Origin of the sequence: Sphingobacterium sp. BS-2 (assembly GCF_046161205.1) — a bacterium.
Classification (GTDB): Bacteria; Bacteroidota; Bacteroidia; order Sphingobacteriales; family Sphingobacteriaceae; genus Sphingobacterium; species Sphingobacterium mizutaii.
The window spans coordinates 19,830-40,439 of sequence record NZ_JBIXGO010000012.1 but is presented as its reverse complement, the minus strand read 5'-3'; the positions used below and the strand labels follow the sequence as shown (position 1 = coordinate 40,439).

The 20,610-nt window shown below is 39.3% G+C and carries 25 protein-coding genes; 21 read left to right on the top strand and 4 right to left on the bottom strand.

Translation table 11 applies throughout. The features are described 5' to 3' along the window. Positions 1-3 precede the first annotated feature (3 nt). From secY to ACK2WI_RS04955, 14 genes are all read left to right on the top strand, one after another. Positions 4-1,350, top strand: a complete 1,347-nt coding sequence (gene secY / locus ACK2WI_RS05020) for a preprotein translocase subunit SecY (RefSeq protein ID WP_093100387.1) — start codon at positions 4-6, stop codon at positions 1,348-1,350. A gap of 6 nt (positions 1,351-1,356) precedes the next feature. Then, a complete protein-coding gene (gene map, locus ACK2WI_RS05015) occupies positions 1,357-2,139 on the top strand; it encodes a type I methionyl aminopeptidase (protein WP_093100385.1) in 783 nt (260 codons plus the stop codon). A gap of 73 nt (positions 2,140-2,212) precedes the next feature. Continuing rightward, on the top strand, positions 2,213-2,431 hold the full coding sequence (infA, locus tag ACK2WI_RS05010; RefSeq protein WP_021071231.1) for a translation initiation factor IF-1: 219 nt from the start codon (positions 2,213-2,215) through the stop codon (positions 2,429-2,431). 44 nt (positions 2,432-2,475) lie between these two features. Beyond that, positions 2,476-2,592 carry a type B 50S ribosomal protein L36 gene (ykgO, locus tag ACK2WI_RS05005; protein ID WP_013665024.1) on the top strand — a complete coding sequence of 39 codons (117 nt, stop codon included), beginning with the start codon at positions 2,476-2,478 and terminating at the stop codon, positions 2,590-2,592. 27 nt (positions 2,593-2,619) lie between these two features. Continuing rightward, a complete protein-coding gene (gene rpsM / locus ACK2WI_RS05000; protein ID WP_093100383.1) occupies positions 2,620-2,997 on the top strand; it encodes a 30S ribosomal protein S13 in 378 nt (125 codons plus the stop codon). A gap of 10 nt (positions 2,998-3,007) precedes the next feature. Continuing rightward, on the top strand, positions 3,008-3,397 hold the full coding sequence (rpsK, locus tag ACK2WI_RS04995; protein WP_093100381.1) for a 30S ribosomal protein S11: 390 nt from the start codon (positions 3,008-3,010) through the stop codon (positions 3,395-3,397). A 66-nt stretch (positions 3,398-3,463) separates the two neighbouring features. After that, positions 3,464-4,072, top strand: a complete 609-nt coding sequence (gene rpsD / locus ACK2WI_RS04990; protein ID WP_093100379.1) for a 30S ribosomal protein S4 — start codon at positions 3,464-3,466, stop codon at positions 4,070-4,072. Positions 4,073-4,149: 77 nt separating this feature from the next. Then, positions 4,150-5,142, top strand: coding sequence for a DNA-directed RNA polymerase subunit alpha (locus ACK2WI_RS04985; protein WP_093100377.1), 993 nt, complete (start codon positions 4,150-4,152; stop codon positions 5,140-5,142). 97 nt (positions 5,143-5,239) lie between these two features. Then, positions 5,240-5,971 carry a 50S ribosomal protein L17 gene (gene rplQ / locus ACK2WI_RS04980; protein WP_409149974.1) on the top strand — a complete coding sequence of 244 codons (732 nt, stop codon included), beginning with the start codon at positions 5,240-5,242 and terminating at the stop codon, positions 5,969-5,971. 132 nt (positions 5,972-6,103) lie between these two features. Continuing rightward, positions 6,104-7,237, top strand: a complete 1,134-nt coding sequence (locus ACK2WI_RS04975) for an aspartate aminotransferase family protein (RefSeq protein WP_409149973.1) — start codon at positions 6,104-6,106, stop codon at positions 7,235-7,237. Positions 7,238-7,254: 17 nt separating this feature from the next. Continuing rightward, positions 7,255-8,220, top strand: a complete 966-nt coding sequence (locus ACK2WI_RS04970; RefSeq protein ID WP_409149972.1) for an acetylornithine carbamoyltransferase — start codon at positions 7,255-7,257, stop codon at positions 8,218-8,220. Between the two features lie 7 nt (positions 8,221-8,227). After that, on the top strand, positions 8,228-9,016 hold the full coding sequence (gene argB, locus ACK2WI_RS04965; protein ID WP_093100370.1) for an acetylglutamate kinase: 789 nt from the start codon (positions 8,228-8,230) through the stop codon (positions 9,014-9,016). A gap of 11 nt (positions 9,017-9,027) precedes the next feature. Beyond that, complete coding sequence (gene proC, locus ACK2WI_RS04960) at positions 9,028-9,828, top strand: pyrroline-5-carboxylate reductase (protein ID WP_409149971.1); 801 nt, start codon at positions 9,028-9,030, stop codon at positions 9,826-9,828. After that, positions 9,821-10,885 (top strand): M20 family metallo-hydrolase, encoded by a 1,065-nt coding sequence (locus ACK2WI_RS04955; protein WP_409149970.1) that lies wholly within the window; start codon positions 9,821-9,823, stop codon positions 10,883-10,885. The genes proC and ACK2WI_RS04955 overlap by 8 nt, the downstream gene beginning before the upstream one ends. A gap of 86 nt (positions 10,886-10,971) precedes the next feature. Here the strand turns inward: ACK2WI_RS04955 and ACK2WI_RS04950 are convergent, their stop codons facing one another. Next, entirely contained in the window at positions 10,972-11,442 is a 471-nt protein-coding gene (locus tag ACK2WI_RS04950) for an Lrp/AsnC ligand binding domain-containing protein (RefSeq protein WP_093100366.1), read from the bottom strand. 378 nt (positions 11,443-11,820) lie between these two features. Here ACK2WI_RS04950 and ACK2WI_RS04945 point away from each other — a divergent pair, with 378 nt between their 5' ends. Next, positions 11,821-12,864: a hypothetical protein gene (locus ACK2WI_RS04945; protein ID WP_093100365.1), complete on the top strand. Its 1,044-nt coding sequence runs from the start codon at positions 11,821-11,823 to the stop codon at positions 12,862-12,864. On the opposite strand, the gene ruvC is transcribed toward ACK2WI_RS04945, so the two are convergent. Beyond that, complete coding sequence (gene ruvC, locus ACK2WI_RS04940; RefSeq protein ID WP_093100364.1) at positions 12,861-13,424, bottom strand: crossover junction endodeoxyribonuclease RuvC; 564 nt, start codon at positions 13,422-13,424, stop codon at positions 12,861-12,863. The genes ACK2WI_RS04945 and ruvC overlap by 4 nt on opposite strands. A gap of 68 nt (positions 13,425-13,492) precedes the next feature. Between ruvC and ACK2WI_RS04935 the strand changes: the two genes are divergently transcribed. Further along, positions 13,493-14,485 carry a lysylphosphatidylglycerol synthase domain-containing protein gene (locus ACK2WI_RS04935; RefSeq protein ID WP_409149969.1) on the top strand — a complete coding sequence of 331 codons (993 nt, stop codon included), beginning with the start codon at positions 13,493-13,495 and terminating at the stop codon, positions 14,483-14,485. Between the two features lie 16 nt (positions 14,486-14,501). Continuing rightward, positions 14,502-15,602, top strand: a complete 1,101-nt coding sequence (locus ACK2WI_RS04930) for a glycosyltransferase family 2 protein (RefSeq protein ID WP_409149968.1) — start codon at positions 14,502-14,504, stop codon at positions 15,600-15,602. A 2-nt stretch (positions 15,603-15,604) separates the two neighbouring features. Here the strand turns inward: ACK2WI_RS04930 and ACK2WI_RS04925 are convergent, their stop codons facing one another. Beyond that, entirely contained in the window at positions 15,605-16,351 is a 747-nt protein-coding gene (locus tag ACK2WI_RS04925; protein ID WP_409149967.1) for a lysophospholipid acyltransferase family protein, read from the bottom strand. Positions 16,352-16,486: 135 nt separating this feature from the next. Between ACK2WI_RS04925 and ACK2WI_RS04920 the strand changes: the two genes are divergently transcribed. Genes ACK2WI_RS04920 through ACK2WI_RS04905 form a run of 4 tightly spaced genes read left to right on the top strand, consistent with a single transcriptional unit; the run spans position 16,487 to position 19,177 of the window. Next, the gene (locus ACK2WI_RS04920) at positions 16,487-16,750 is read left to right on the top strand and encodes a DUF2089 family protein (protein ID WP_312697312.1); all 264 of its coding nucleotides are present in this window, start codon (positions 16,487-16,489) and stop codon (positions 16,748-16,750) included. Between the two features lie 4 nt (positions 16,751-16,754). Beyond that, positions 16,755-17,219 carry a hypothetical protein gene (locus ACK2WI_RS04915; protein WP_409149966.1) on the top strand — a complete coding sequence of 155 codons (465 nt, stop codon included), beginning with the start codon at positions 16,755-16,757 and terminating at the stop codon, positions 17,217-17,219. Next, entirely contained in the window at positions 17,209-17,808 is a 600-nt protein-coding gene (locus tag ACK2WI_RS04910; protein WP_139185519.1) for a hypothetical protein, read from the top strand. The genes ACK2WI_RS04915 and ACK2WI_RS04910 overlap by 11 nt, the downstream gene beginning before the upstream one ends. A gap of 4 nt (positions 17,809-17,812) precedes the next feature. Continuing rightward, the gene (locus ACK2WI_RS04905) at positions 17,813-19,177 is read left to right on the top strand and encodes an alpha/beta hydrolase family protein (RefSeq protein ID WP_409149965.1); all 1,365 of its coding nucleotides are present in this window, start codon (positions 17,813-17,815) and stop codon (positions 19,175-19,177) included. 49 nt (positions 19,178-19,226) lie between these two features. Here ACK2WI_RS04905 and ACK2WI_RS04900 read toward each other — a convergent pair whose 3' ends face one another. Continuing rightward, positions 19,227-20,606: a RagB/SusD family nutrient uptake outer membrane protein gene (locus tag ACK2WI_RS04900; RefSeq protein ID WP_409149964.1), complete on the bottom strand. Its 1,380-nt coding sequence runs from the start codon at positions 20,604-20,606 to the stop codon at positions 19,227-19,229. Between the last annotated feature and the right edge of the window lie 4 nt (positions 20,607-20,610).

The following is a 20,610-nucleotide window of genomic DNA, read 5'->3' as shown; positions in this document are numbered from 1 at the left end:
TACATGAAGAAACTAATCACAACCTTAACCAATATATGGAAGATAGAAGAATTACGTAATCGTATTCTTAATACGTTACTATTTCTTTTAATATACCGCGTTGGTTGTCACGTGGTTTTACCAGGTGTCAATCCGGAAGCGTTGGTAGTAAACAGAGAAGGTGGTAATGACATCATGAACTTGATCAATATGTTTGCTGGGGGATCATTCTCCCGTGCGGCGATCTTTGCTCTTGGTGTTATGCCTTATATCTCGGCATCTATCGTAGTTCAGCTATTGGGGATTGCTGTTCCTGCTTTTCAAAAGATGCAGAAAGAAGGTGAATCTGGCCGTAAGAAAATGAACAACATCACTCGTTACCTTACCGTAGCGATTACGTTGGTTCAAGCCGTAGCCTATGTGAAGACTCAAATCGGACCAGAAGCTAAGACTATTGCGGATCCAATGTTCTCCATTCTATCAGCAGTTGTTTTGACAGCGGGTACATTGTTTGTGATGTGGCTAGGTGAAAAGATTACCGATAAAGGAATTGGTAATGGTATTTCATTAATCATTATGGCTGGTATTATTGCTCAGCTTCCTGCAGGTATTACTGCAGAATGGGCATCCAGAATGAGCCCGAGTGGTGGTGGTCCTATTCCATTGTTATTGGAGTTTGTCGCGCTGTTTTTCGTCGTGATCTTCACGATCTTGGTTGTACAAGGTGTTCGTAAGATCCCTGTACAATACGCGAAGAAAATCGTGGGTAACAAACAGATTGGTGGTGTGCGTCAATACATTCCTTTAAAGGTAAATGCGGCGGGTGTAATGCCAATCATTTTCGCTCAGGCGATTATGTTTTTACCGATGTCGTTGACCCAGTTCTTCCCGAACGTCCAGTCAGATTTCTTAAACTCGTTGAGTAACTATACATCCGTTACGTATAACGTGGTATTTGCCTTGTTGATCATTGCATTTACCTTCTTCTATACGGCGATTATGGTCAACCCGCAGCAGATGTCTGAGGACATGAAGAAGAACGGTGGTTTTATTCCGGGCATCAAGCCAGGTTATGAGACCAACTTGTTTATCGACAACGTAATATCACATATTACCTTCCCTGGTGCTGTATTTGTGGCGATCATTGCGATCTTGCCAGCAATTGCAACATTATTTGGAGTAAACAATCAATTTGCACATTTCTATGGTGGTACATCCCTATTGATCTTAGTAGGTGTTGTATTGGATACGATTCAGCAAATTGAAAGTCATTTGTTAATGCGTCATTATGATGGATTGATGAAAACAGGCCGTGTAAAAGGTAGAAGCACTGCGACTACAGTTGAAGGCTATGATCAATCCGCATTATAATTTTGAATGTCTAAAGTATATTATAAAACAGCAGATGAAATTGAGCAAGTGCGAGAGTCAGCAAATGTACTCTCGCAATTACTTGCTGAAATTGCAGGATTAGTAAAGCCAGGCATTACGACCTTATCCCTAGATAAGTTTGCCTTTGATTTTATTAAAGATCACAAAGGAACTCCAGCCTTCTTGAACTATCAAGGTTTTCCTTATTCATTGTGTATTTCTGTGAACGACCAGGTCGTGCATGGATTTCCAAGTGACTATGTTCTGAAAGATGGAGATATCGTAACGGTCGACGGAGGGGTGAATTTGAATGGTTTTATCAGTGATTCTGCATATACTTTTGCTGTAGGAGAGATTTCTGAAGAAGCGAAACAATTGTTAGAAGTAACAAAAGGTTCGTTGCAAGCGGGGATCGATCAAGCAATCGCGGGAAAACGTGTGGGAGATATTTCAGCTGCCGTTCAAGAATATGTATCGCCATATCGTTATGGGATCGTTCGTGAATTGGTAGGACATGGAGTTGGTTTTCATTTGCACGAAAAACCTGAGGTTCCGAATTACGGTAAACGTGGATCGGGTCCGAAATTGGAAGAAGGATTGGTAATCTGTATCGAACCGATGATCAATGCCGGTAAGGCAGGGGTCAAGTTCTGGGATGATGGTTGGACAGTGAGTACAGTTGATGGAAAGCTTTCGGCGCATTTTGAACAGATGGTTGCGATCCGAAAAGGCAGTCCGGACGTGCTTTTGAATTTTGAGGCCATAGAGAAAGTTTTAAATAAAAAGTAGTTGGTATTCAATTATTTTATTTATCTTTGCACTCCTGTTTGCGGGTATATCATCATTTAAAATAATAGATTTTATGGCTAAACAAGCCTCGATTGAGCAAGACGGCATAATCAAAGAAGCGCTTTCCAACGCGATGTTTCGCGTTGAATTAGAGAATGGGCATGAAATCATTGCACATATCTCGGGGAAAATGCGCATGCATTATATTAAAATATTACCAGGTGACAAAGTGAAGTTAGAGATGTCACCATACGACTTAACAAAAGGAAGAATTACATACCGCTATAAGTAAACGTAAGTTTCTTCAATAAAAATAGCTTTTAAAAATTTACTGTAATGAAAGTTAGAGCATCAATAAAAAAACGTAGTGCGGATTGTAAGATTATCCGTCGTAAAGGAAAAGTATTTGTAATCAATAAAAAGAACCCGAAGTTCAAACAACGTCAGGGTTAATTTTAACATAATCGCTTAAAATATTATATGGCAAGGATCTCAGGTATAGATTTACCTAAAAACAAAAGAGGCATCATTGGCCTTACCTATATTTTTGGTATTGGTCGTTCTACTGCTGCTTATATCCTAGAGAAAGCAGGCATCAGTCAAGATGTAAAAGTTCAAGAATGGGATGATGATCAATTAGCAGCTATCCGTACAATCATCAATGATGAGATTAAGGTAGAAGGCGCATTACGTTCAGAGGTTCAGTTGAACATTAAACGTTTAATGGATATTGGTTGTTACCGTGGCTTGCGTCACCGTAAACACTTACCAGTTCGTGGACAACGTACTAAGAATAACTCTCGTACCAGAAAAGGTAAACGTAAGACAGTTGCAAACAAGAAAAAAGCTACTAAATAATAAGTAAGAAATGGCTAAAAGTAAAAAAGTTACTAAAAAACGTATCGTAGTTATCGAGCCTGTAGGACAAGCTCATATCAACGCTACTTTTAACAACATCATCGTAACTTTGACTAACAATCAAGGTCAAACAATTTCATGGTCATCAGCTGGTAAAATGGGCTTTAAAGGTTCTAAAAAGAACACTCCATACGCTGCATCACAAGCTGCTTCAGACTGTGGTAAAGTTGCACATGATTTAGGATTGCGTAAAGTTGAAGTTTTCGTTAAAGGTCCGGGTGCTGGACGTGAGTCGGCTATCCGTTCATTGCAAGGTATTGGTATCGATGTGACTACGATCAAAGATATTACTCCACTACCTCACAACGGTTGTCGTCCTCCAAAACGCAGAAGAGTTTAATAACAGATTTGTTTAAGATAAGATTCGTCAGTTATAGGCTGATTGATACTTCAAACAGAATAAGAAATGGCAAGATATACAGGACCTAAGTCCAAAATAGCTCGTAAATTTAGAGAGCCAATTTTCGGCCCAGATAAGGCATTAGAAAAAAAGAATTATCCTCCAGGTCAACACGGACCATCAAAAAGAAGAGGAAAACAATCTGAATACGCTATTCAGTTGTTAGAAAAGCAAAAAGCAAAATACACTTACGGTGTATTAGAGCGTCAATTCGCTAACTTATTTGCTAAGGCAGCAGCAAAACAAGGTGTTACTGGTGAAAACTTCTTGAAATTATTAGAAGCACGTTTAGATAACATCGTTTACCGTTTAGGAATCGCTCCTACACGTTCATCTGCTCGTCAATTAGTTTCGCACAAGCACATTACAGTTAACGGTCAAGTCGTTAACATTCCATCATACAGTATCCGTCCAGGTGATGTTATTGCTGTTCGCGAGCGTTCTCAATCATTAGAGGCAATCGTAAACTCAGTAGCTGGAAGAAAAATAAACAAATTCAGCTGGTTGGATTGGGATGCAGACAAACTTACAGGAACATTTGTTAATTTCCCTGAAAGAGCTGATATTCCAGAAAACATTAAAGAGAACTTAATTGTAGAGTTGTACTCTAAATAATAATTAATAACAACATGCATTGTCATAGATGCATGTTGTTGTTTTCATAAATAGTAAATAAACTTAAAAGAACATAAATGGCAATTTTAGCATTTCAAAGACCGGATAAAGTTATCATGCAAAAATCAACTGATTTTGATGGTACCTTTGAATTTCGTCCACTAGAGCCAGGTTTTGGAGTTACTATTGGTAATGCTTTACGCCGTATTTTATTGTCCTCTTTAGAAGGATATGCAATTACGTCGGTAAGATTTTCAGGCGTGTCGCACGAATTCTCTACCATTAAAGGTGTAGTAGAAGACGTAACTGAAATCATCTTGAACTTGAAACAAGTACGTTTTAAGAAATCAGGTGAACAAGGCGATAACGAGAAGATCTTTGTGGTTATCAATGGTCAAGATCAATTTACAGCTGGTGATATTACGAAGTTTTCCAATAATTTTACTGTATTGAATCCTGATTTGGTCATCTGTAACATGGATAGTTCAGTAACTGTAGAAGTTGAATTGTCAGTTGCAAAAGGCCGCGGATACGTAAATGCAGAGGAAAATAAAGTGGTTGATGGTCCTGTTGGAGTAATTGCGATTGACTCAATCTACACTCCAATTAAGAATGTAAAATATACCATTGAGAACTACCGTGTAGAGCAAAAGACTGACTACGAGAAATTGTTGTTAGATATCTCTACTGATGGTTCCATTCATCCAGAAGATGCTTTGAAAGAAGCAGCTAAAATCTTGATCCAACACTTTATGTTGTTCTCTGACGAAAACATGTTGTTAGAGTCTCAAACTAAAGAAGAAACTAAGGTTGTTGACGAGGAAATCTTACACATGCGTAAGATCTTGAAAACAGAATTGGTAGACTTAGATCTTTCGGTTCGTGCATTGAACTGTTTGAAAGCTGCTGATATCCGCACTTTAGCTGAATTGGTTACATACGATGTAGCTGATATGTTGAAATTCCGCAACTTTGGTAAAAAATCATTGAGCGAAATTCAAGAGCTAGTTAAATCTAAAGGTTTATCATTTGGTATGAACCTGTCTAAATACAAATTGGACGAAGAATAATAATTAAATAATATAAGCGACCTGCTGCGTAATTCCTCCGGAGTATATGGACTACGGTCTGTAGAAAAAGAACGGTACGCACAAAATCAAAACTAAAATGAGACACGGAAAAAAAGTAAATCACTTAGGCCGCACTGACAGTCACCGTAAGGCGATGTTAGCTAACATGGCGACTTCATTGATCAAACACAAACGTATTACTACGACTTTAGCGAAAGCAAAAGCGTTGCGTACTTATGTGGAGCCTTTGATTACAAAATCTAAAAACGACACTACACACTCACGTCGTACGGTATTCGCTTACTTGAAAGACAAGGATGCAGTTTCTATCTTGTTCCGCGAGATTTCAGAAAAAGTAGCATCTCGTCCAGGAGGTTACACTCGTATCATTAAATTAGAGAACCGTTTGGGTGACAACGCAGAAATGGCATTTATCGAATTAGTTGATTACAACGAAATCTACGGTAAAACTGCTCAAACTGAGAAAAAATCTACTCGACGTCGTGGTTCTGCTAAAAAGAAAGCTACTCCAACAACTGAATCAAAAGAGGCAAAAGCTGAGAAAGCTGGCGATGATTTAACCATTGTTGAAGGTATCGGTCCTAAGATTGCAGAAGTATTAGCAGCTGCTGGTATTGCAACTTACACTGAATTAGCTAAAACTGATGCTGAGAAAGTTAAAGAAATCTTAACTGAAGCTGGTTCTAACTTTAACACTGCAGATCCTATTACTTGGGCTGAACAAGCACAATTAGCTGCAGATGGTAAATTTGAAGAACTAGAAAAACTTAAAGCCGAATTAGACGGTGGAAAAAAAGTTGATGAATAATCTTTAAACGAATCATAGAAAAGTCCTCTTATCCAAGAGGACTTTTTTATTTTATACCCTTTTTAAGTAAGTTCAGCTATTTAATTATTTGTACATTTGAAAAACTAAACTTTAGCATATTTATTTCATTTCATGGAACTATTTAACGTTTATCCTGTTACCCCTATCAACATCGTAAAAGCACAAGGCTCTACTGTATGGGATGAACAAGGAACTGAATATTTGGATTTATATGGAGGTCATGCTGTTATCTCCATTGGTCATACCCATCCGCATTATGTGAAAAGTATCACGGATCAATTGAATAAAATTGGCTTTTACTCTAATTCCATCTTGATCCCTATCCAACAACAATTAGCGAAACAATTAGGTGAAGTTTCAGGTAAACCTGACTATACCTTGTTTCTATGTAACTCTGGTGCTGAGGCGAATGAAAACGCCCTGAAATTAGCATCATTTCATACAGGACGAAAAAAGGTGATCGCCTTTTCTAAGTCTTTCCATGGACGTACTTCCTTGGCGGTTGCTGCTACTGATAACCCTGCCATCGTGGCTCCGGTCAATGAGACCGATAATGTAGTATTCCTCCCTTTTAATGATGAAGAGGCTTTGGAAAAAGCATTTAAGGAATATGGGGATGAGATTTCATCCGTTATCATTGAAGGTATTCAAGGTGTAGGGGGTATCCGTGAAGCGTCGGTGCCTTTTTTGAAACTTATCCGCAGTCTTTGTGATCAATATGGCTCGGTATTCATTGCTGATTCCGTACAATGTGGATATGGAAGAACAGGTTCTTTCTTCTCCCATGACTATGCCGGGGTTGATGCAGATATCTATTCTATGGCAAAGGGAATGGGTAATGGTTTCCCGATCGGTGGGATTGCTATTTCTCCTAAATTCAAAGCCTCATTTGGCCTTTTAGGGACTACCTTCGGTGGTAACCATTTGGCATGTGCAGCTGCTGTTTCTGTATTAGATATCATCAAGCAGGATAACTTGATGGCTAATGCAGCTCAAGTAGGCAGTTATTTGATCGAAGAACTCAAGAAATTTGATCAGGTGTTGGAAGTAAGGGGGAGAGGCTTGATGATCGGGATCGAACTGCCAGCTGAGTTAGCCCATGTGAAGAAAGATTTGTTGTTGAAAAACAGGATTTTTACAGGGGAAGCGAAACCCAATGTGATTCGTCTTTTGCCTGCATTGAACATTACCAATAAGATTGCTGATCAATTTTTAACTGCTTTTGAAGAGAGATTAAAAGCATAAAAATCAAAATAGATTAAATGAAGAAGTTTTTTTCCGTAGCAGACGTAGATAATCTGAAAGACATCGTTACAGAGGCTTTAGAAATAAAGGCTAGCCCTTATTCCAACGAAACCTTGGGGAAGCATAAAATGCTAGGTTTGGTATTTCTTAACCCTAGTTTGAGAACACGCTTGAGTACGCAAAAGGCAGGGATGAACCTTGGCATGAACGTGATGGTCATGAACATGGATAAGGATGGCTGGGCCTTGGAAACACGAGATGGGGTGATCATGAACGGCACCACTGTTGAACATATCCGAGAGGCTGCTGCTGTGATGGGTGAGTATTGTGATATTCTTGGTCTGCGTTCATTTCCTACCTTGAAGGATAAGGAAGCGGATTATTCGGAAGACCTATTCAATAAATTTATTAAATATTGTGGAGTACCGGTGGTTTCTTTGGAAAGTGCAACTAGGCATCCATTGCAAAGTTTGACTGATCTGATCACGATTACAGAATACAAGAAAACGGATAAACCGAAGGTTGTATTGGCTTGGGCGCCGCATGTGAAGGCTTTGCCTCAAGCGGTCCCTAATTCTTTCTCAGAATGGATGTGTCGTGCCCAGGAAGAAGGTTTGGTTGATTTTACCATCGCCCAGCCTGCTGGCTATGAACTGTCTGAGGACTTTACACCAGGTGCTCATATTACGACCAATCTAGATGAGGCTCTTGCTAATGCTGATTTTGTCTATGTGAAGAACTGGTCTTCATTTAAGGAATATGGGGAGGTGTACCCAGTCAATGAAAATTGGTTGTTGGATAATGAGAAATTGAAGTTGACCAATGATGCCAAGGTGATGCACTGTTTGCCGGTGCGTAGGGATTTGGAATTGTCCTCAGAGATTTTGGACGGGCCAAATTCATTGGTGATCAAGGAAGCCAGCAATAGGGTATGGGCTGCGCAGGTTGTTTTGAAAAGAATGTTGGAAGATTTGAAGGGTTAAATTTAGGATGTCGGTATTAAATATTATCAAGATAGGCGGGAATGTCATTGACAACCCGGAACAATTAGAAGAGTTTTTAGAGAAATTTTCTGCTTTGCCGGGTCGTAAGATCCTGGTGCATGGCGGAGGAAAGATCGCAACGCGTATGGCATCGGATATGGGTATCGAGGCCAAGATGGTGGAGGGTAGACGTATTACCGATGCTGCCATGTTGGACGTCGTGACCATGGTCTATGCAGGCCTAACCAATAAAAACTTGGTGGCTTCCTTGCAGAAATACAATTGCAATGCAATTGGCCTATGTGGGGCAGATGCCAATGTGATCAAGGCGGTGAAAAGACCGGTTAAGGAAATCGATTATGGTTTTGTAGGTGATATCCTCGCTGATTCCATCGATTCCCTAGCCATCAAAAAACTATTAGAAGCGGAATTTATTCCCGTGTTTTCTGCTATTACCCATAATGGGAATGGACAACTATTGAATACCAATGCGGATACTATCGCGTCTTCCTTGGCTGTTGCCCTATCAAAACTATATGAAGTTTCATTGATCTATTGTTTTGATAAAAACGGTGTACTGCTGGATGTGAATGATGAGCAATCCGTTATTGAAACCATTCGTTCTGTTGATTTCGAAAGATTGAAAGATAGCAAGACCATTCATGACGGGATGATCCCGAAACTATATAATGCATTTGAAGCGATTTCTAGAGGTGTCAGTAATGTCTATATAGGACATGCCAATAATTTGCACCTCTTTCAGCAACGGAAGTTTGGAACTTGCTTAATTGCCTAAACTTAAATAAAATGAATAAGATAACAATTATTGGAGGCGGGAATATTGGTTTGTCATTGGCTAAGGGGCTAGTGAAAACTAAATATTGCAAAGCCAATGAGATTACCATCACCAGGCGCAATCTGGCGTCGTTGACTGTGGAAAAGGAGGAGGGTTTTAGTGTGAGCGATTCAAATCCGGAAGCGATTCAAGGAGCTGAATTTATTGTATTGGCTATTCTCCCCCAACAGATCAGGAAGGTGATGGATGAATTGGCTCCTGTATTGACTCCTACCCAAACCATTATTTCTGTAGTATCTGGTGTAACTTGCCAGGATATCAAGGATGTATTGGGCCAAGATAAGGTTGTTATCCGAGCGATGCCAAATACGGCAATCGCCATAGGTCAATCCATGACTTGTATTGCGACTGACAGCGCCCCTGAAGATAAGATCCAGGATGTTTCAGTGATCTTTGAAGCTGTTGGGTCGGTTGTGGTGATCAATGAAGACTTAATGACTTCTGCAACGGCATTATGTGCTTGTGGGATTGCATTTTTCTTGAGAAGTATCAGAGCAGCCTCGCAAGGTGGGGTGGAAATTGGTTTCCATGCCCATGATGCTTTGAAAATGGCCATCCAGACTGCAAAAGGAGCGGCAGATTTGTTGCTGCAGATGCAAAGCCACCCAGAAAGTGAAATCGATAAGGTGACTTCTCCAAAAGGCTGTACCATTGCGGGACTGAACGAAATGGAACATAACGGTTTCAGTTCGGCTTTTATTAAAGGAATTAAATTGTCGGCTAAGAAAGCTGGAGGTTTATATAATGATTAGTATTGAGCAATTGATTGAGGAGAGTACCTCGCTATTGAAACAATTGATTGAAACCCAATCATTCAGTAGGGAAGAGGATCAGACTGCTCAATTGCTTGCCGATTTTTTCCAGCAACATGCTATAGCTACAGAAAGGATAGGGAACAATGTGGTTGCCTATAACCGATTTGAAGATCCAGCTAAACCTTATGTGCTGTTGAATTCCCATCACGATACCGTAAAACCGAATCCAGGCTATACTAAAGATCCCTTTAAGGCAATTGTTGAGGATGGGAAGCTGTTTGGTTTAGGGAGTAATGATGCAGGTGGTTGTTTGGTTTCTTTAATTGCTGCATTCCGTTATTATTATGAGCGTGAAGATTTGCCTTTTAACCTTTGTTTGGTTGCTTCTTCAGAAGAAGAGGTTTCCGGAAAAGGAGGCTTAGAGGAAGCATATAAACATATCAAACCTTGTGAATTTGCCATTATTGGTGAGCCGACCCTATTGAATTTGGCGGTAGCTGAAAAAGGTTTGATGGTATTGGACTGTGAAGCCGCAGGGAAATCTGGACATGCCGCTCGGGAAGAGGGTGAAAATGCGATTTATAAGGCCATTGAGGACATCATTTGGTTCAGGAATTATCAATTCCCTAAGCAATCGGAATTTTTGGGTCCGGTGAAGATGAGTGTAACAATGATTGAGGCCGGATCACAACATAATGTTGTACCCGCGAGTTGTAAGTTTGTCGTAGATGTCAGGACAACGGATGTATATACTAACCTGGAGGTCTTGGAGATAATAAGGAAATATGTGAAATCCTCCGTAGAACCTCGTTCTACCCGATTGAATCCATCTTCTATTTCCATTGATCATCCGATCGTTCGCTCTGGGAAATCATTGGGAAAAGAATTATATGGCAGTCCGACGATGAGTGACCAGGCTATTTTGAATATTCCGTCCATCAAAACAGGGCCGGGAGATTCAGCAAGATCGCATACAGCGGATGAATTTATCTATTTGCATGAAATAAATGATGGAGTTCGATATTATATTGACCTCTTGAAGGGAATCATATAAGAAATTCAATAAAAAAAGCGGGCCAAGCCCGCTTTTTTTTATCTCTAGACGTTAGTTTTAAGATAAAAAGCCATTTTAGACAATTCTTATAAGGTGATTTGTCTTTTGATGCTCTCTTCTAATGAAATAATGGTCTCTGTACGTTGGATTCCTTTCAGTCCTTGGATGTCTTCATTTAAAACTTTGCGTAAATGGGAGGTGTCCTTACAGATGATTTTAGCAAACATACTATATTGACCAGTACAATAGTGTAATTCCACTACTTCTTTCACTTGTTTCAACTGTTCTACTGCATCAGCATACTGAGAACCCTTCTCTAAATAGATACCTAAGAAGGCCGTAATGTCAAATCCAACCTTTTGGGGGTTGATAATTAAGTTAGAACCTCTAATAATCCCCAATTCTTCCATTTTTTTCATGCGAACATGGATGGTTCCACCAGAAACTATCAGTTTTTTAGCTATTTCTGTGTATGGAATTGAGGCGTCTTCCATTAAAATGGATAAAATTTGAACATCTAGGTTGTCTAAATCGTAATTTGAATAGTTTTTTTCCATAAAAATGGTATTTATGTGTTATTTTGTAATAAGGTTTTTAAAAATATCTAAAAAAATCAAATAAATTTCTATTTATTTACAATAAAATTTAAATTTGTTATAACAAACGAGGTAAAAAACACTAAAGTTTGTAATTACTTCCCTCAAAATAACATAGGTTTATAATTGGTTAGCGTTGAAGCTCCTCGCCCGGGGAGCTTCTTCCATTTATAAGCCTTTCAAATAAATTTTTCAATTTTCTAATTTTTTCAAAAATAACAACAATTATTGTTAAATTAATGTTTGAATGATAAAATTACGTCATTTTTTTTAACATTTTTTCATTGATGTATACAACAACTATTTTTCGTACTTTAGTTTCAGTCACAAATGCTTGTTATGAAAGAAGATGATGTAAAGATTTCAAGGAAAAAACCAATTTTTCCGGTGGGTACGGGTTTGTTGAAATATCTAAAAGCTTATCAGCGGGATGGTAAATTGCCCATGACCTATTCTGATCTTTTGAATTTCCAAGAAACCATACCTTCCCTGGACAAGTTTGGCAATGATACGTTGTGGGAAATCCCTTTATATCCTCCCCATATCCAAGATACCTTATATGATCAGCTCAAAATTGTATATGCACAATTGAAAGCATCTGGTAATACCCGGATCGTGCAACATAAGGTGATTGAAAAGATTGAATTCTGTGCATTTGGAAATACACATCCCTTCCGAATCAAAATTGTCAATAGGCTAAACGATGTCTATGATTATTTCTATATCAAACAAGCTGATGCCTCCAGGATCTATGGCTTGGAGCTGGAAGAAATCATCTCTCCAAATCAGGTCAATTACCTTTATGATCGCGATACTTTGGTAGAAGAGCATATTGTGGGGATCCCCGGAGATACCTTTGCAAAAACTAAGATGGATGCTCCAGATTATAATCAGACAAGGATTGCAAAGGAGTTTGTGAAGTTTAACGAGCGCTGTGTAATCTCGATGTTAGGAGATATGAGGGCTTATAACTTCGTGATGCAGATTACTCCCGACTTTGATGATTTCCAGTTTAGGATCCGTGCCATTGATTTTGACCAGCAGTTCTATGAAGGGAATATCAAAGTCTATCTGCCACAATTCTTTAAAGAAAATCTGCCATTTGTCAAATTGTCCATGGATCATTTGAACGAAAAGACCGTGTTGCAATATCAACAAGAGGAGCGATCTTCCATTGTGCACCGCGTACGAAGCGAAAGGCACAGGATTAAGGACCTCAGGGATGCGAGTAGCACCCAACAGCTTTCCACCAAGGAAAATATAGAAAAATTAAAAGAAGGGTATGCGAAGTACTATGAAAATGAAAATTATTTCAAGTGCAAGAGCATGACTGACATCATTGAACTAAATGTCAAGAATGTCATCCGACAGGTCCAACTCTAACGAATTCGTTTTTGATTGTCCTTTACAAAAGCTTCCCAACCCGAATAGTTTTTTCCACCTGTTGACTGGTTCTGCTGAAAGGCATGACATACCGCTACTGCAAGACCATCGGTAGCATCGAGGAACTCTGGGGTTTCCTTAAAGCTCAATAAGGTCTGTAACATCGCGGCAACTTGCTCCTTACTCGCATTTCCATTGCCTGTAACCGATTGTTTTATCTTTCGTGGGGAATATTCAAAGATGGGGATATCGGCATTCAGAGCGGCTGCCATTGCGACACCTTGAGCACGGCCCAGCTTTAACATGACTTGGATGTTCTTTCCATAGAACGGAGCCTCTAATGCTACACAATCTGGATTGTACTCCGCAATCAGGGCACTGGTTTTTTTGAAGATGCGTTGGAGTTTGAGGCCATGGTCATCTAAGTGGCCCATTTTAATGACACCAAGCGTGATCAAGGATATTTTTTTATTCACCTCCTTCAAAATTCCATAACCTAGAACTACCGTTCCAGGGTCAATTCCCAAAATAATCCTCTCTTTAGCCGGTTCTTTTTGCATATGCAATAATACGATTTTCTAAACATTGCTTTCTAAAAACGGTTATTAATTAAAAAATTATTAAAATTGTGCTTTCTTTAACAAAATTGACGAAGACACAGCGAAAATATCTCAATCTTTTGATTAAAATAGCCATTGTTGCGCTTGCGATGTGGTTTGTTGTCAGCAAGGTGAATAACCAAAAGAACTTGAAGGAGTTTGAAAGCCTTATTCATCAGATCGATCCGCTAACGATTAGATTGGTATTGCTGGTTGTTGTGCTCTTAATGTTCGTCAATTGGTTCCTAGAGGTCAAAAAGTGGCAGTTTCTCAGTCAGAGGATAGAAAAGTTAGGAGTATGGAAAGCCATTAAATCGGTGTTTTGTGGCCTTACTTGGGCGATATTTACCCCGAACAGAATCGGGGAATATGGTGGGAGAGTGATGTTGCTCAAGCCAGAGAATAGGACGACAGGAGCAGTGGCAATGGGCGTTGGCCTATTTGCGCAATTGGTATTGACTTCGGTTTTCGGTTCTTTGAGTATTGCATGGTTCGTTACAACCTTTTTGGAAACACCAGCCTCAGTTGACTTTGGAGTTTGGCTGATCGCCATTATCTATGCCTTGGCTTTTTTGATCCTATACTTCAATGTTTCTTGGGTGGATTACTTAGTAGGTAAAGTCAAGTTCTTGAAAAAGATAAAACCATTCTTTTCGGTGCTGGAAGACTTTACGGTGAAAGAATTGGCTTATGTACTCTTGCTGTCAGCCTTTCGCTTTGCCATCTTTACTTCGCAATATATCATACTCATGTTGGTCATTTTACCAGAGCTTCCTCTGGTTTCTATGGTATTAATGATCTTTATCATGTTTTTTATTCAATCTGCCGTTCCTTCCTTAGATATTTTTGACTTTAGTGTTCGTAGTTTTGTAGCCAGCAATTTGTATGCGTATATTACGACCCAAGAAATTGCAGTGATGGCCATTGTCTCATGTGTTTGGTTTGTTAACCTCATCTTTCCGGCAATCATCGGGTCGTTTTTTGTATTTAACGTGAATTATATCAGTGATAATAAATCTTAGTTTTTTCCTATTTATTATGACCATTATCTATGTGGTATTGGTCCTTTATATGCGCAACGGTTGGATGAAGCTGCCTATGTTTCATCTGACTTCCATTATGCCTCTATCCAAAGTAACGGTAATTATTGCGGCGAGGAACGAGGAATCTAATATTTCCAAAACTTTAGATTGTATCGTCGGACAGGAATATCCCAAGGAATTATTGGAAGTGATCGTTGTAGATGACCATTCTACGGATAGGACCGGAGAGATCGTCACAACTTATGCAGATCGTGGCGTAAAGCTGATTACGTTAAACGAAGGAAACAAACTCAATTCATATAAGAAATTCGCAATTAATAAGGCAATTCATGCTTCATCTGGAGATATCATCATCACCACGGATGCTGATTGCAGAATGGGGTCTAAATGGATATTGAGTATTGTCCAATATATGGAAAGCCAAGATAAGTTGATGGTTTCTTCTCCGGTATGCTACGATCAGGAAAAATCTTATTTTGAACGCTTGCAGACGTTGGAGTTCCTATACCTTATTGGATTGGGAGCTGCGGGAATTGGTAATGGGAATCCTACGACCTGTAATGGAGCTAATCTTGCCTATAGAAAAACCTTGTTTTTCGAAATGGGTGGATTTAACGGGATTGATGAATTGGCTTCTGGGGATGATGAGCTGCTATTGCATAAGGTCGCTGAAAAATATGCTGATAGGATAGGCTTTTGTAAATCTAGGGAGGCAATTGTTTATACCGATGCTAAAGAGAACCTTAAATCTTTTCTGAGCCAAAGAAAACGTTGGGCCTCAAAAAGTACAAAATATAAAGACAAGAAGGTTGTGATCCTCGGTGTATGTATTTGGCTCTTTAATCTTTCTTTTTTGTTGAGCCTTATCTTTCTTTTAGTGGGGATTTATGATGCCAGCGAATTGGTGATCACATCTTTGATGATGAAGTTACTGGTGGAATTGGTTTTCCTTTATCCTATTCTCGCATTTGTAAACCGTAAGGAGCTGCTTTGGAATCTTCCCTTGCTAACCGTGGTCCATTCGCTCTATTTTGTCTATATCGGCGTAGTCGGAAATGTAGGAAAGTACGATTGGAAGGGTAGAACCGTCAAATAGGTTTACAGGTTTTCTTCCTTTACTTTAGCGCGAATCATATCCTCCGCTTTCTTAACGATCTCTTCTGGATTTAACCCAGTAGTGTCTATTGGGTTCAAAACCTCCCATGACATATGGGTAAATGGTCTAAGCGGAAAAGCTCCCCATTGTACCATTTTATAAGAACCATTGATCGCAATAGGAACAACTAATGCCTCCGGGTTTTTCTTCATCAATGTCGCAATACCACCTACCGAAAAAGCCTTCATCTTTCCAGTTTTTGTCCTCGTTCCTTCTGGGAAAATAAACGCCGACCAATTGTTCTTTTTCATGTTATTGGCAAGATTTAGGATCTCGGCAATAGATTGTTTTGGATCTTTACGGTCAATATTGGCAGCTCCACCATGTTTTAGGTTGAAAGATATACTAGGGATATTGGCGGTCATCAATTCAATCTTTGAAATGAATTTACCATGAAACCTTCTCAAGAAGTAAATCAAAGGTGGGATATCGTAGGTACTTTGGTGGTTGGCAATAAAGATAATGGGTTTGCCTACCGGTATGTTTTTATTATCAATAAACTGTGTCCTGTTAAATAGGGTATAGTTGCATGCTACCAAGAAGCCGTTCAAGATATCCACGCTTTTCTTATGCGCAGCATATCCACCCAGCTTCAAGCATAACCATTGGATAGGATGGAATATCAATAATGATAATGCAAAACAAATATAAAATATCGGAGTAAGGATAAATCCTAATAACTTTCTCATCTGTAAACTAAAATTGAGCAAATATACGAATTAGTATATTTTATACCTTTTACCAATTCTTAAATAATATTTATTAATCAATGTTTAAATAATATTAAAACTTTATTTAACTTTATTAAGGTGAATATATAATATATGAAGTTTCCTATTCAATGTCCGGCCTGTGATACCGAAATGACCGTAGTAAAATTGCACTGTGACAGTTGTGATACTGAGGTGTCGGGCCGTTTTAATTTCCCAGTATTGATGCGCTTGGAGCCGGAAGAACAAGAGTTCATTATCGAATTTCTGTTAAATTCTGGGAGTCTAAAGGAAATGGCCAATAAGCTAGGCAAAAGTTATCCTACCGTTAGGAATAAGCTGGATGAATTGATCGATAAAGTGAAAACCCTCCAATAAAATAATGATGAGCTTCAAAGAAAACCAAAATATGATGACCACTTGGATTTTCCTGATCATCTTGGGAGTAATAGTTGCACAAGCTTTGGCAATCAGTCCAAATTATATGGATATATTTAAACGAAGTGGTTTTTTACTGCCGGTAATCGTTTTTGTATTATTATCACTAATCAGATTGAAGACGAGGTATGAAGCTGATGGTATACATATCGTATTCATCCCTTTTATATGGAATAAATTTATTCCATGGTCAGACATTTCATCGGCATATATGCGGACCTATACATTTGCAGATTTTGGCGGATGGGGTTATAGATTAGGAAAATGGGGAAAAGCCTATTCTACCAAAGGAGAGCACGGCGTGCAACTGATAATGAAAGACGGGAGCCAATTAATGATTGGAACCCAAAAACCTGAAGAGGTTCAAAAAATAATAAACCAATATAAACCCTATAAAGATGAGTTCTAGAGAATTTGTAAGTATCATGTTAAATCCCTTTGAGGATACGACCAGCCGTAAATTATTGATTTATGGAGTTCTTGGTTTTATAGTGATGAGTCTTTTGGGGTATTTCTTCCATTTCATCAATAATGGAATCATACAGTTGCATTTCAGTCATCCAAGGCCTTATTGGAAGTATATTGTCTATGGCTTGATCAACAGCGGCAGTTTAACAGTTTTGATGTTTGCATATGCAAAGTTCAATTATTCCAAAACAAGGCTGTTGGATGTATTGATTTCAGTACTTATAGCCCAATGCGTATTGGTGTTTATTGCCCTTTTTCTCCTGAATCCATTTCTTACCGGCATTATGGAAGAATTAACAGCCGAAATTGAAAAAGGCAATATAAATAAGCTAAATATATCACCAGTTAATTTGGGAATAATCACTTTGGCAGGTATCTTCAGTATCTTCTCCATTTACTATTTTTTCCATTTACTGGTAAGAGGTATGAAAATTGCCATCAACAGTAATAAATTGTTCCATACCATTGCCATTGTGCTGTTGACCTTGGTGTTGGACGTGATATTGAATGTTTTAAATCCTTATTTCTAAGCATATGAAGAATTATTTTTTGGCATTGATCCTGTTTTGTTCATGCTCTATGGGCTTTTCACAATCCTTTGAGGGAAATTGGAAAGGCACTTTGCAGGTTTCAGGGATGGAATTGCCATTAATCTTTGAATTTAAATACAATGGAACTTGGGAGGGAACAATGCAAAGTCCTAAACAGACTAGCAATAGGTTTCCTTTGAGCAGCATTACAGCTACCGGAGATTCCATATATGTGGAATTGAAGAGCTTAGGTGTAAAATATGCCGGAAAGATCAGCTCTGATCGAATGCATATCGATGGTAAGTTTCAACAAGGTGGGCTGAAGACGGATTTAGTCCTTAGCAAGTTAACTGCTGAGCAAGCCAGCCAAGCCTCTACTTTTAAAAGGAGCCAACGCGTAAACCCGCCTTATTCTTATGATACGGTCGATGTAACCTTTGAAAATAAAATTGACAAGGTTACTCTTGCAGGTACCATCACTAAACCAAAAGAACCAGGCAAATATCCGGCTGTTGTTTTAGTTTCGGGAAGTGGTCCACAGGATCGCAACGAAACCTTAATGGGCCATGAGCCATTCAAGGTATTGGCAGATTACCTGACCAAGAATAATATTGTGGTTCTTCGCTATGATGACCGCGGAGTAGGGAAGTCAAAAGGTGATTTTGCAAAGTCTACCACAGGAGACTTTGGAAAGGATGCGCTTGCTGCTCTGAGCTTTTTGCGCAAGCAAGCTCAAGTCGATCCGATGAAAGTCGGTATCATTGGCCATAGTGAAGGTGGATTGATTGCAACTATCCTAGCTGGTCAACAAGCTAGCGGATTGAACTTTATTGTCACCTTAGCTGGCCCAACCATCCGAATGGATTCTTTGATGATTCTACAGAATGCTGCAGTTATGAAATCTCAAGGAAAGGATATGTCTGCAGGAGAACGCGCTATGATCAAGAAGAATTATGAGATTATGGCTTCCGATCTTCCGAGCGACAAAGCTTTCGATGCGATAAGAAATAATATGCGTGCTGTGAATGGTAGCCAAAATATAGAAAGTGCAGATCAGATTGGAGCTTTGGTGACTCCATGGTTCCGCCATTTTATCAAGATAGATCCTGTGCCTTTTATCAAGAAGATTAAGATCCCGACCTTTGCGGCATTTGGTGGCAAGGATGTGCAAGTGCCAGCAGGAGAAAATATCGAAAGCCTAACGGATAATCTTCCAAAGAACAAAAACGACCTTTCTAAGGTCTATCCAAATTTAAATCATCTCTTCCAAAATGCTAAGACAGGAGCCGTTGGTGAATATGAAGAGATTGAAGAAACCATAAATCCTGAAGTGCTGAAAGATATCACAACCTGGATAAAGGCCTTGTAATCAATAGAAATAAAAATAGCGGTCCGTTCAGACCGCTATTTTTATTTTGTTATTGTGAATAACCTGGATTCTGTACCAATGCAGGGTTCACCGAGATCTCTCTATATGGAATAGGGAATACCATTTTCGGAGAATTGTATGGAAAAGTACCGATATTCTTTTTCGTTCTTTTCAGATCATGCAATCTATATCCTTCAAATGCCAGTTCCTTATTACGTTCCAATAAGATAGCATCTAAGGTCAGATCTTCCAACTCTCCGATTCCGGCTCTATCACGTAATACATTGATGTCATCCAAAGGATCTGCACCGATAGAAGTTCCCAATCTAAAGTTACACTCTGCCCTCATCAGATACAGTTCAGTCAACCGCACAACTGGGATATTATCAAAGTAATTGTACCATTTTTTGGTAAACCAACCCGATTTCGCTCCGTTTCCATCATAGATCATTTGCGTTCTGCGTTTATCGGTAGGATCGAAGGTGTTGTAATAGGAATTCAGGATGCTCAAATCTCCACGACCTACTTTACCACCTGTGTTGTTCAAGTAGCTGGAGTAGAAAGTAGCTAAACCATCGTTCGAAGAACCAGCATTACTTTGTTCGCTTTGTTGGATCTCAAATACACCTTCCGAAGAGTTCGGAGTACGGAAAGGAGTTTCCAAAGATGGGGATAACTCATAATCTCCACTTTCGATGATATCATTAGCTAGGTCTCTGGCTTTGTCATATTTACCTTGTTGCAAATATAGACGGGCCAACATCCCTTGTGAAGCCGCAAGATCGGAAGGGAAATCTGCTAATTTGGCAATAGAGGCCAATAGGTCCTTCTCAGCCTGCGCATAAGACTCAGTTACTGTACTTCTTGTGATGCCTTTGATAAGATCCTCAAATTTGGTCACAGCTTTCAATGGGATAGGTACGCCCGGTGTTGAATTAGCCCCTCCAGCTTCATAAGGCAAGCCATAAAGACGTACCAGCTCAAAGAACATAATACCCCGAATAAAATAAGCTTTTCCTTCTACTTGAGCCTTCATTTCCTCATCTGTGATGATAGGAAGCGCCTCTAGTACCGTATTTGCAGCATTGATTGCCTTATAGGCATTGGTCCAAGTACGGGTTACATCTTCATTGGTGGCAATGATGTTCTGATTCGATATGTCGCGGTAGGTTGAAAAAGTACCGGTCCAGTTTAAATAGCCCGGACTAGCATATAGATCAGGAACCATAATCAGGTTCGTTCCGTATAATGCCCCTCCTGCGATAATGGTATATGCGCCCGTTAGTGCATTGTTGACATCAGCAGGGGTAGATAGCGCCTTTTCAGCTGAGATATCATCCACAGGTTCAATCTCCAGTTTTTTACCGCATGACCCCAGGGTCAGCGCAACTGCCACAGCAGGAATTGTAATATATTTTATAATGTTCATGATA

Coding starts and splice junctions, on each gene's coding strand:
- secY (WP_093100387.1), top strand. CDS start 4: ATGAAGAAACTAATCACAACCTTAACCAATATATGGAAGATAGAAGAA.
- map (WP_093100385.1), top strand. CDS start 1,357: ATGTCTAAAGTATATTATAAAACAGCAGATGAAATTGAGCAAGTGCGA.
- infA (WP_021071231.1), top strand. CDS start 2,213: ATGGCTAAACAAGCCTCGATTGAGCAAGACGGCATAATCAAAGAAGCG.
- ykgO (WP_013665024.1), top strand. CDS start 2,476: ATGAAAGTTAGAGCATCAATAAAAAAACGTAGTGCGGATTGTAAGATT.
- rpsM (WP_093100383.1), top strand. CDS start 2,620: ATGGCAAGGATCTCAGGTATAGATTTACCTAAAAACAAAAGAGGCATC.
- rpsK (WP_093100381.1), top strand. CDS start 3,008: ATGGCTAAAAGTAAAAAAGTTACTAAAAAACGTATCGTAGTTATCGAG.
- rpsD (WP_093100379.1), top strand. CDS start 3,464: ATGGCAAGATATACAGGACCTAAGTCCAAAATAGCTCGTAAATTTAGA.
- ACK2WI_RS04985 (WP_093100377.1), top strand. CDS start 4,150: ATGGCAATTTTAGCATTTCAAAGACCGGATAAAGTTATCATGCAAAAA.
- rplQ (WP_409149974.1), top strand. CDS start 5,240: ATGAGACACGGAAAAAAAGTAAATCACTTAGGCCGCACTGACAGTCAC.
- ACK2WI_RS04975 (WP_409149973.1), top strand. CDS start 6,104: ATGGAACTATTTAACGTTTATCCTGTTACCCCTATCAACATCGTAAAA.
- ACK2WI_RS04970 (WP_409149972.1), top strand. CDS start 7,255: ATGAAGAAGTTTTTTTCCGTAGCAGACGTAGATAATCTGAAAGACATC.
- argB (WP_093100370.1), top strand. CDS start 8,228: ATGTCGGTATTAAATATTATCAAGATAGGCGGGAATGTCATTGACAAC.
- proC (WP_409149971.1), top strand. CDS start 9,028: ATGAATAAGATAACAATTATTGGAGGCGGGAATATTGGTTTGTCATTG.
- ACK2WI_RS04955 (WP_409149970.1), top strand. CDS start 9,821: ATGATTAGTATTGAGCAATTGATTGAGGAGAGTACCTCGCTATTGAAA.
- ACK2WI_RS04950 (WP_093100366.1), bottom strand. CDS start 11,442: ATGGAAAAAAACTATTCAAATTACGATTTAGACAACCTAGATGTTCAA.
- ACK2WI_RS04945 (WP_093100365.1), top strand. CDS start 11,821: ATGAAAGAAGATGATGTAAAGATTTCAAGGAAAAAACCAATTTTTCCG.
- ruvC (WP_093100364.1), bottom strand. CDS start 13,424: ATGCAAAAAGAACCGGCTAAAGAGAGGATTATTTTGGGAATTGACCCT.
- ACK2WI_RS04930 (WP_409149968.1), top strand. CDS start 14,502: ATGACCATTATCTATGTGGTATTGGTCCTTTATATGCGCAACGGTTGG.
- ACK2WI_RS04925 (WP_409149967.1), bottom strand. CDS start 16,351: ATGAGAAAGTTATTAGGATTTATCCTTACTCCGATATTTTATATTTGT.
- ACK2WI_RS04920 (WP_312697312.1), top strand. CDS start 16,487: ATGAAGTTTCCTATTCAATGTCCGGCCTGTGATACCGAAATGACCGTA.
- ACK2WI_RS04915 (WP_409149966.1), top strand. CDS start 16,755: ATGATGAGCTTCAAAGAAAACCAAAATATGATGACCACTTGGATTTTC.
- ACK2WI_RS04910 (WP_139185519.1), top strand. CDS start 17,209: ATGAGTTCTAGAGAATTTGTAAGTATCATGTTAAATCCCTTTGAGGAT.
- ACK2WI_RS04905 (WP_409149965.1), top strand. CDS start 17,813: ATGAAGAATTATTTTTTGGCATTGATCCTGTTTTGTTCATGCTCTATG.
- ACK2WI_RS04900 (WP_409149964.1), bottom strand. CDS start 20,606: ATGAACATTATAAAATATATTACAATTCCTGCTGTGGCAGTTGCGCTG.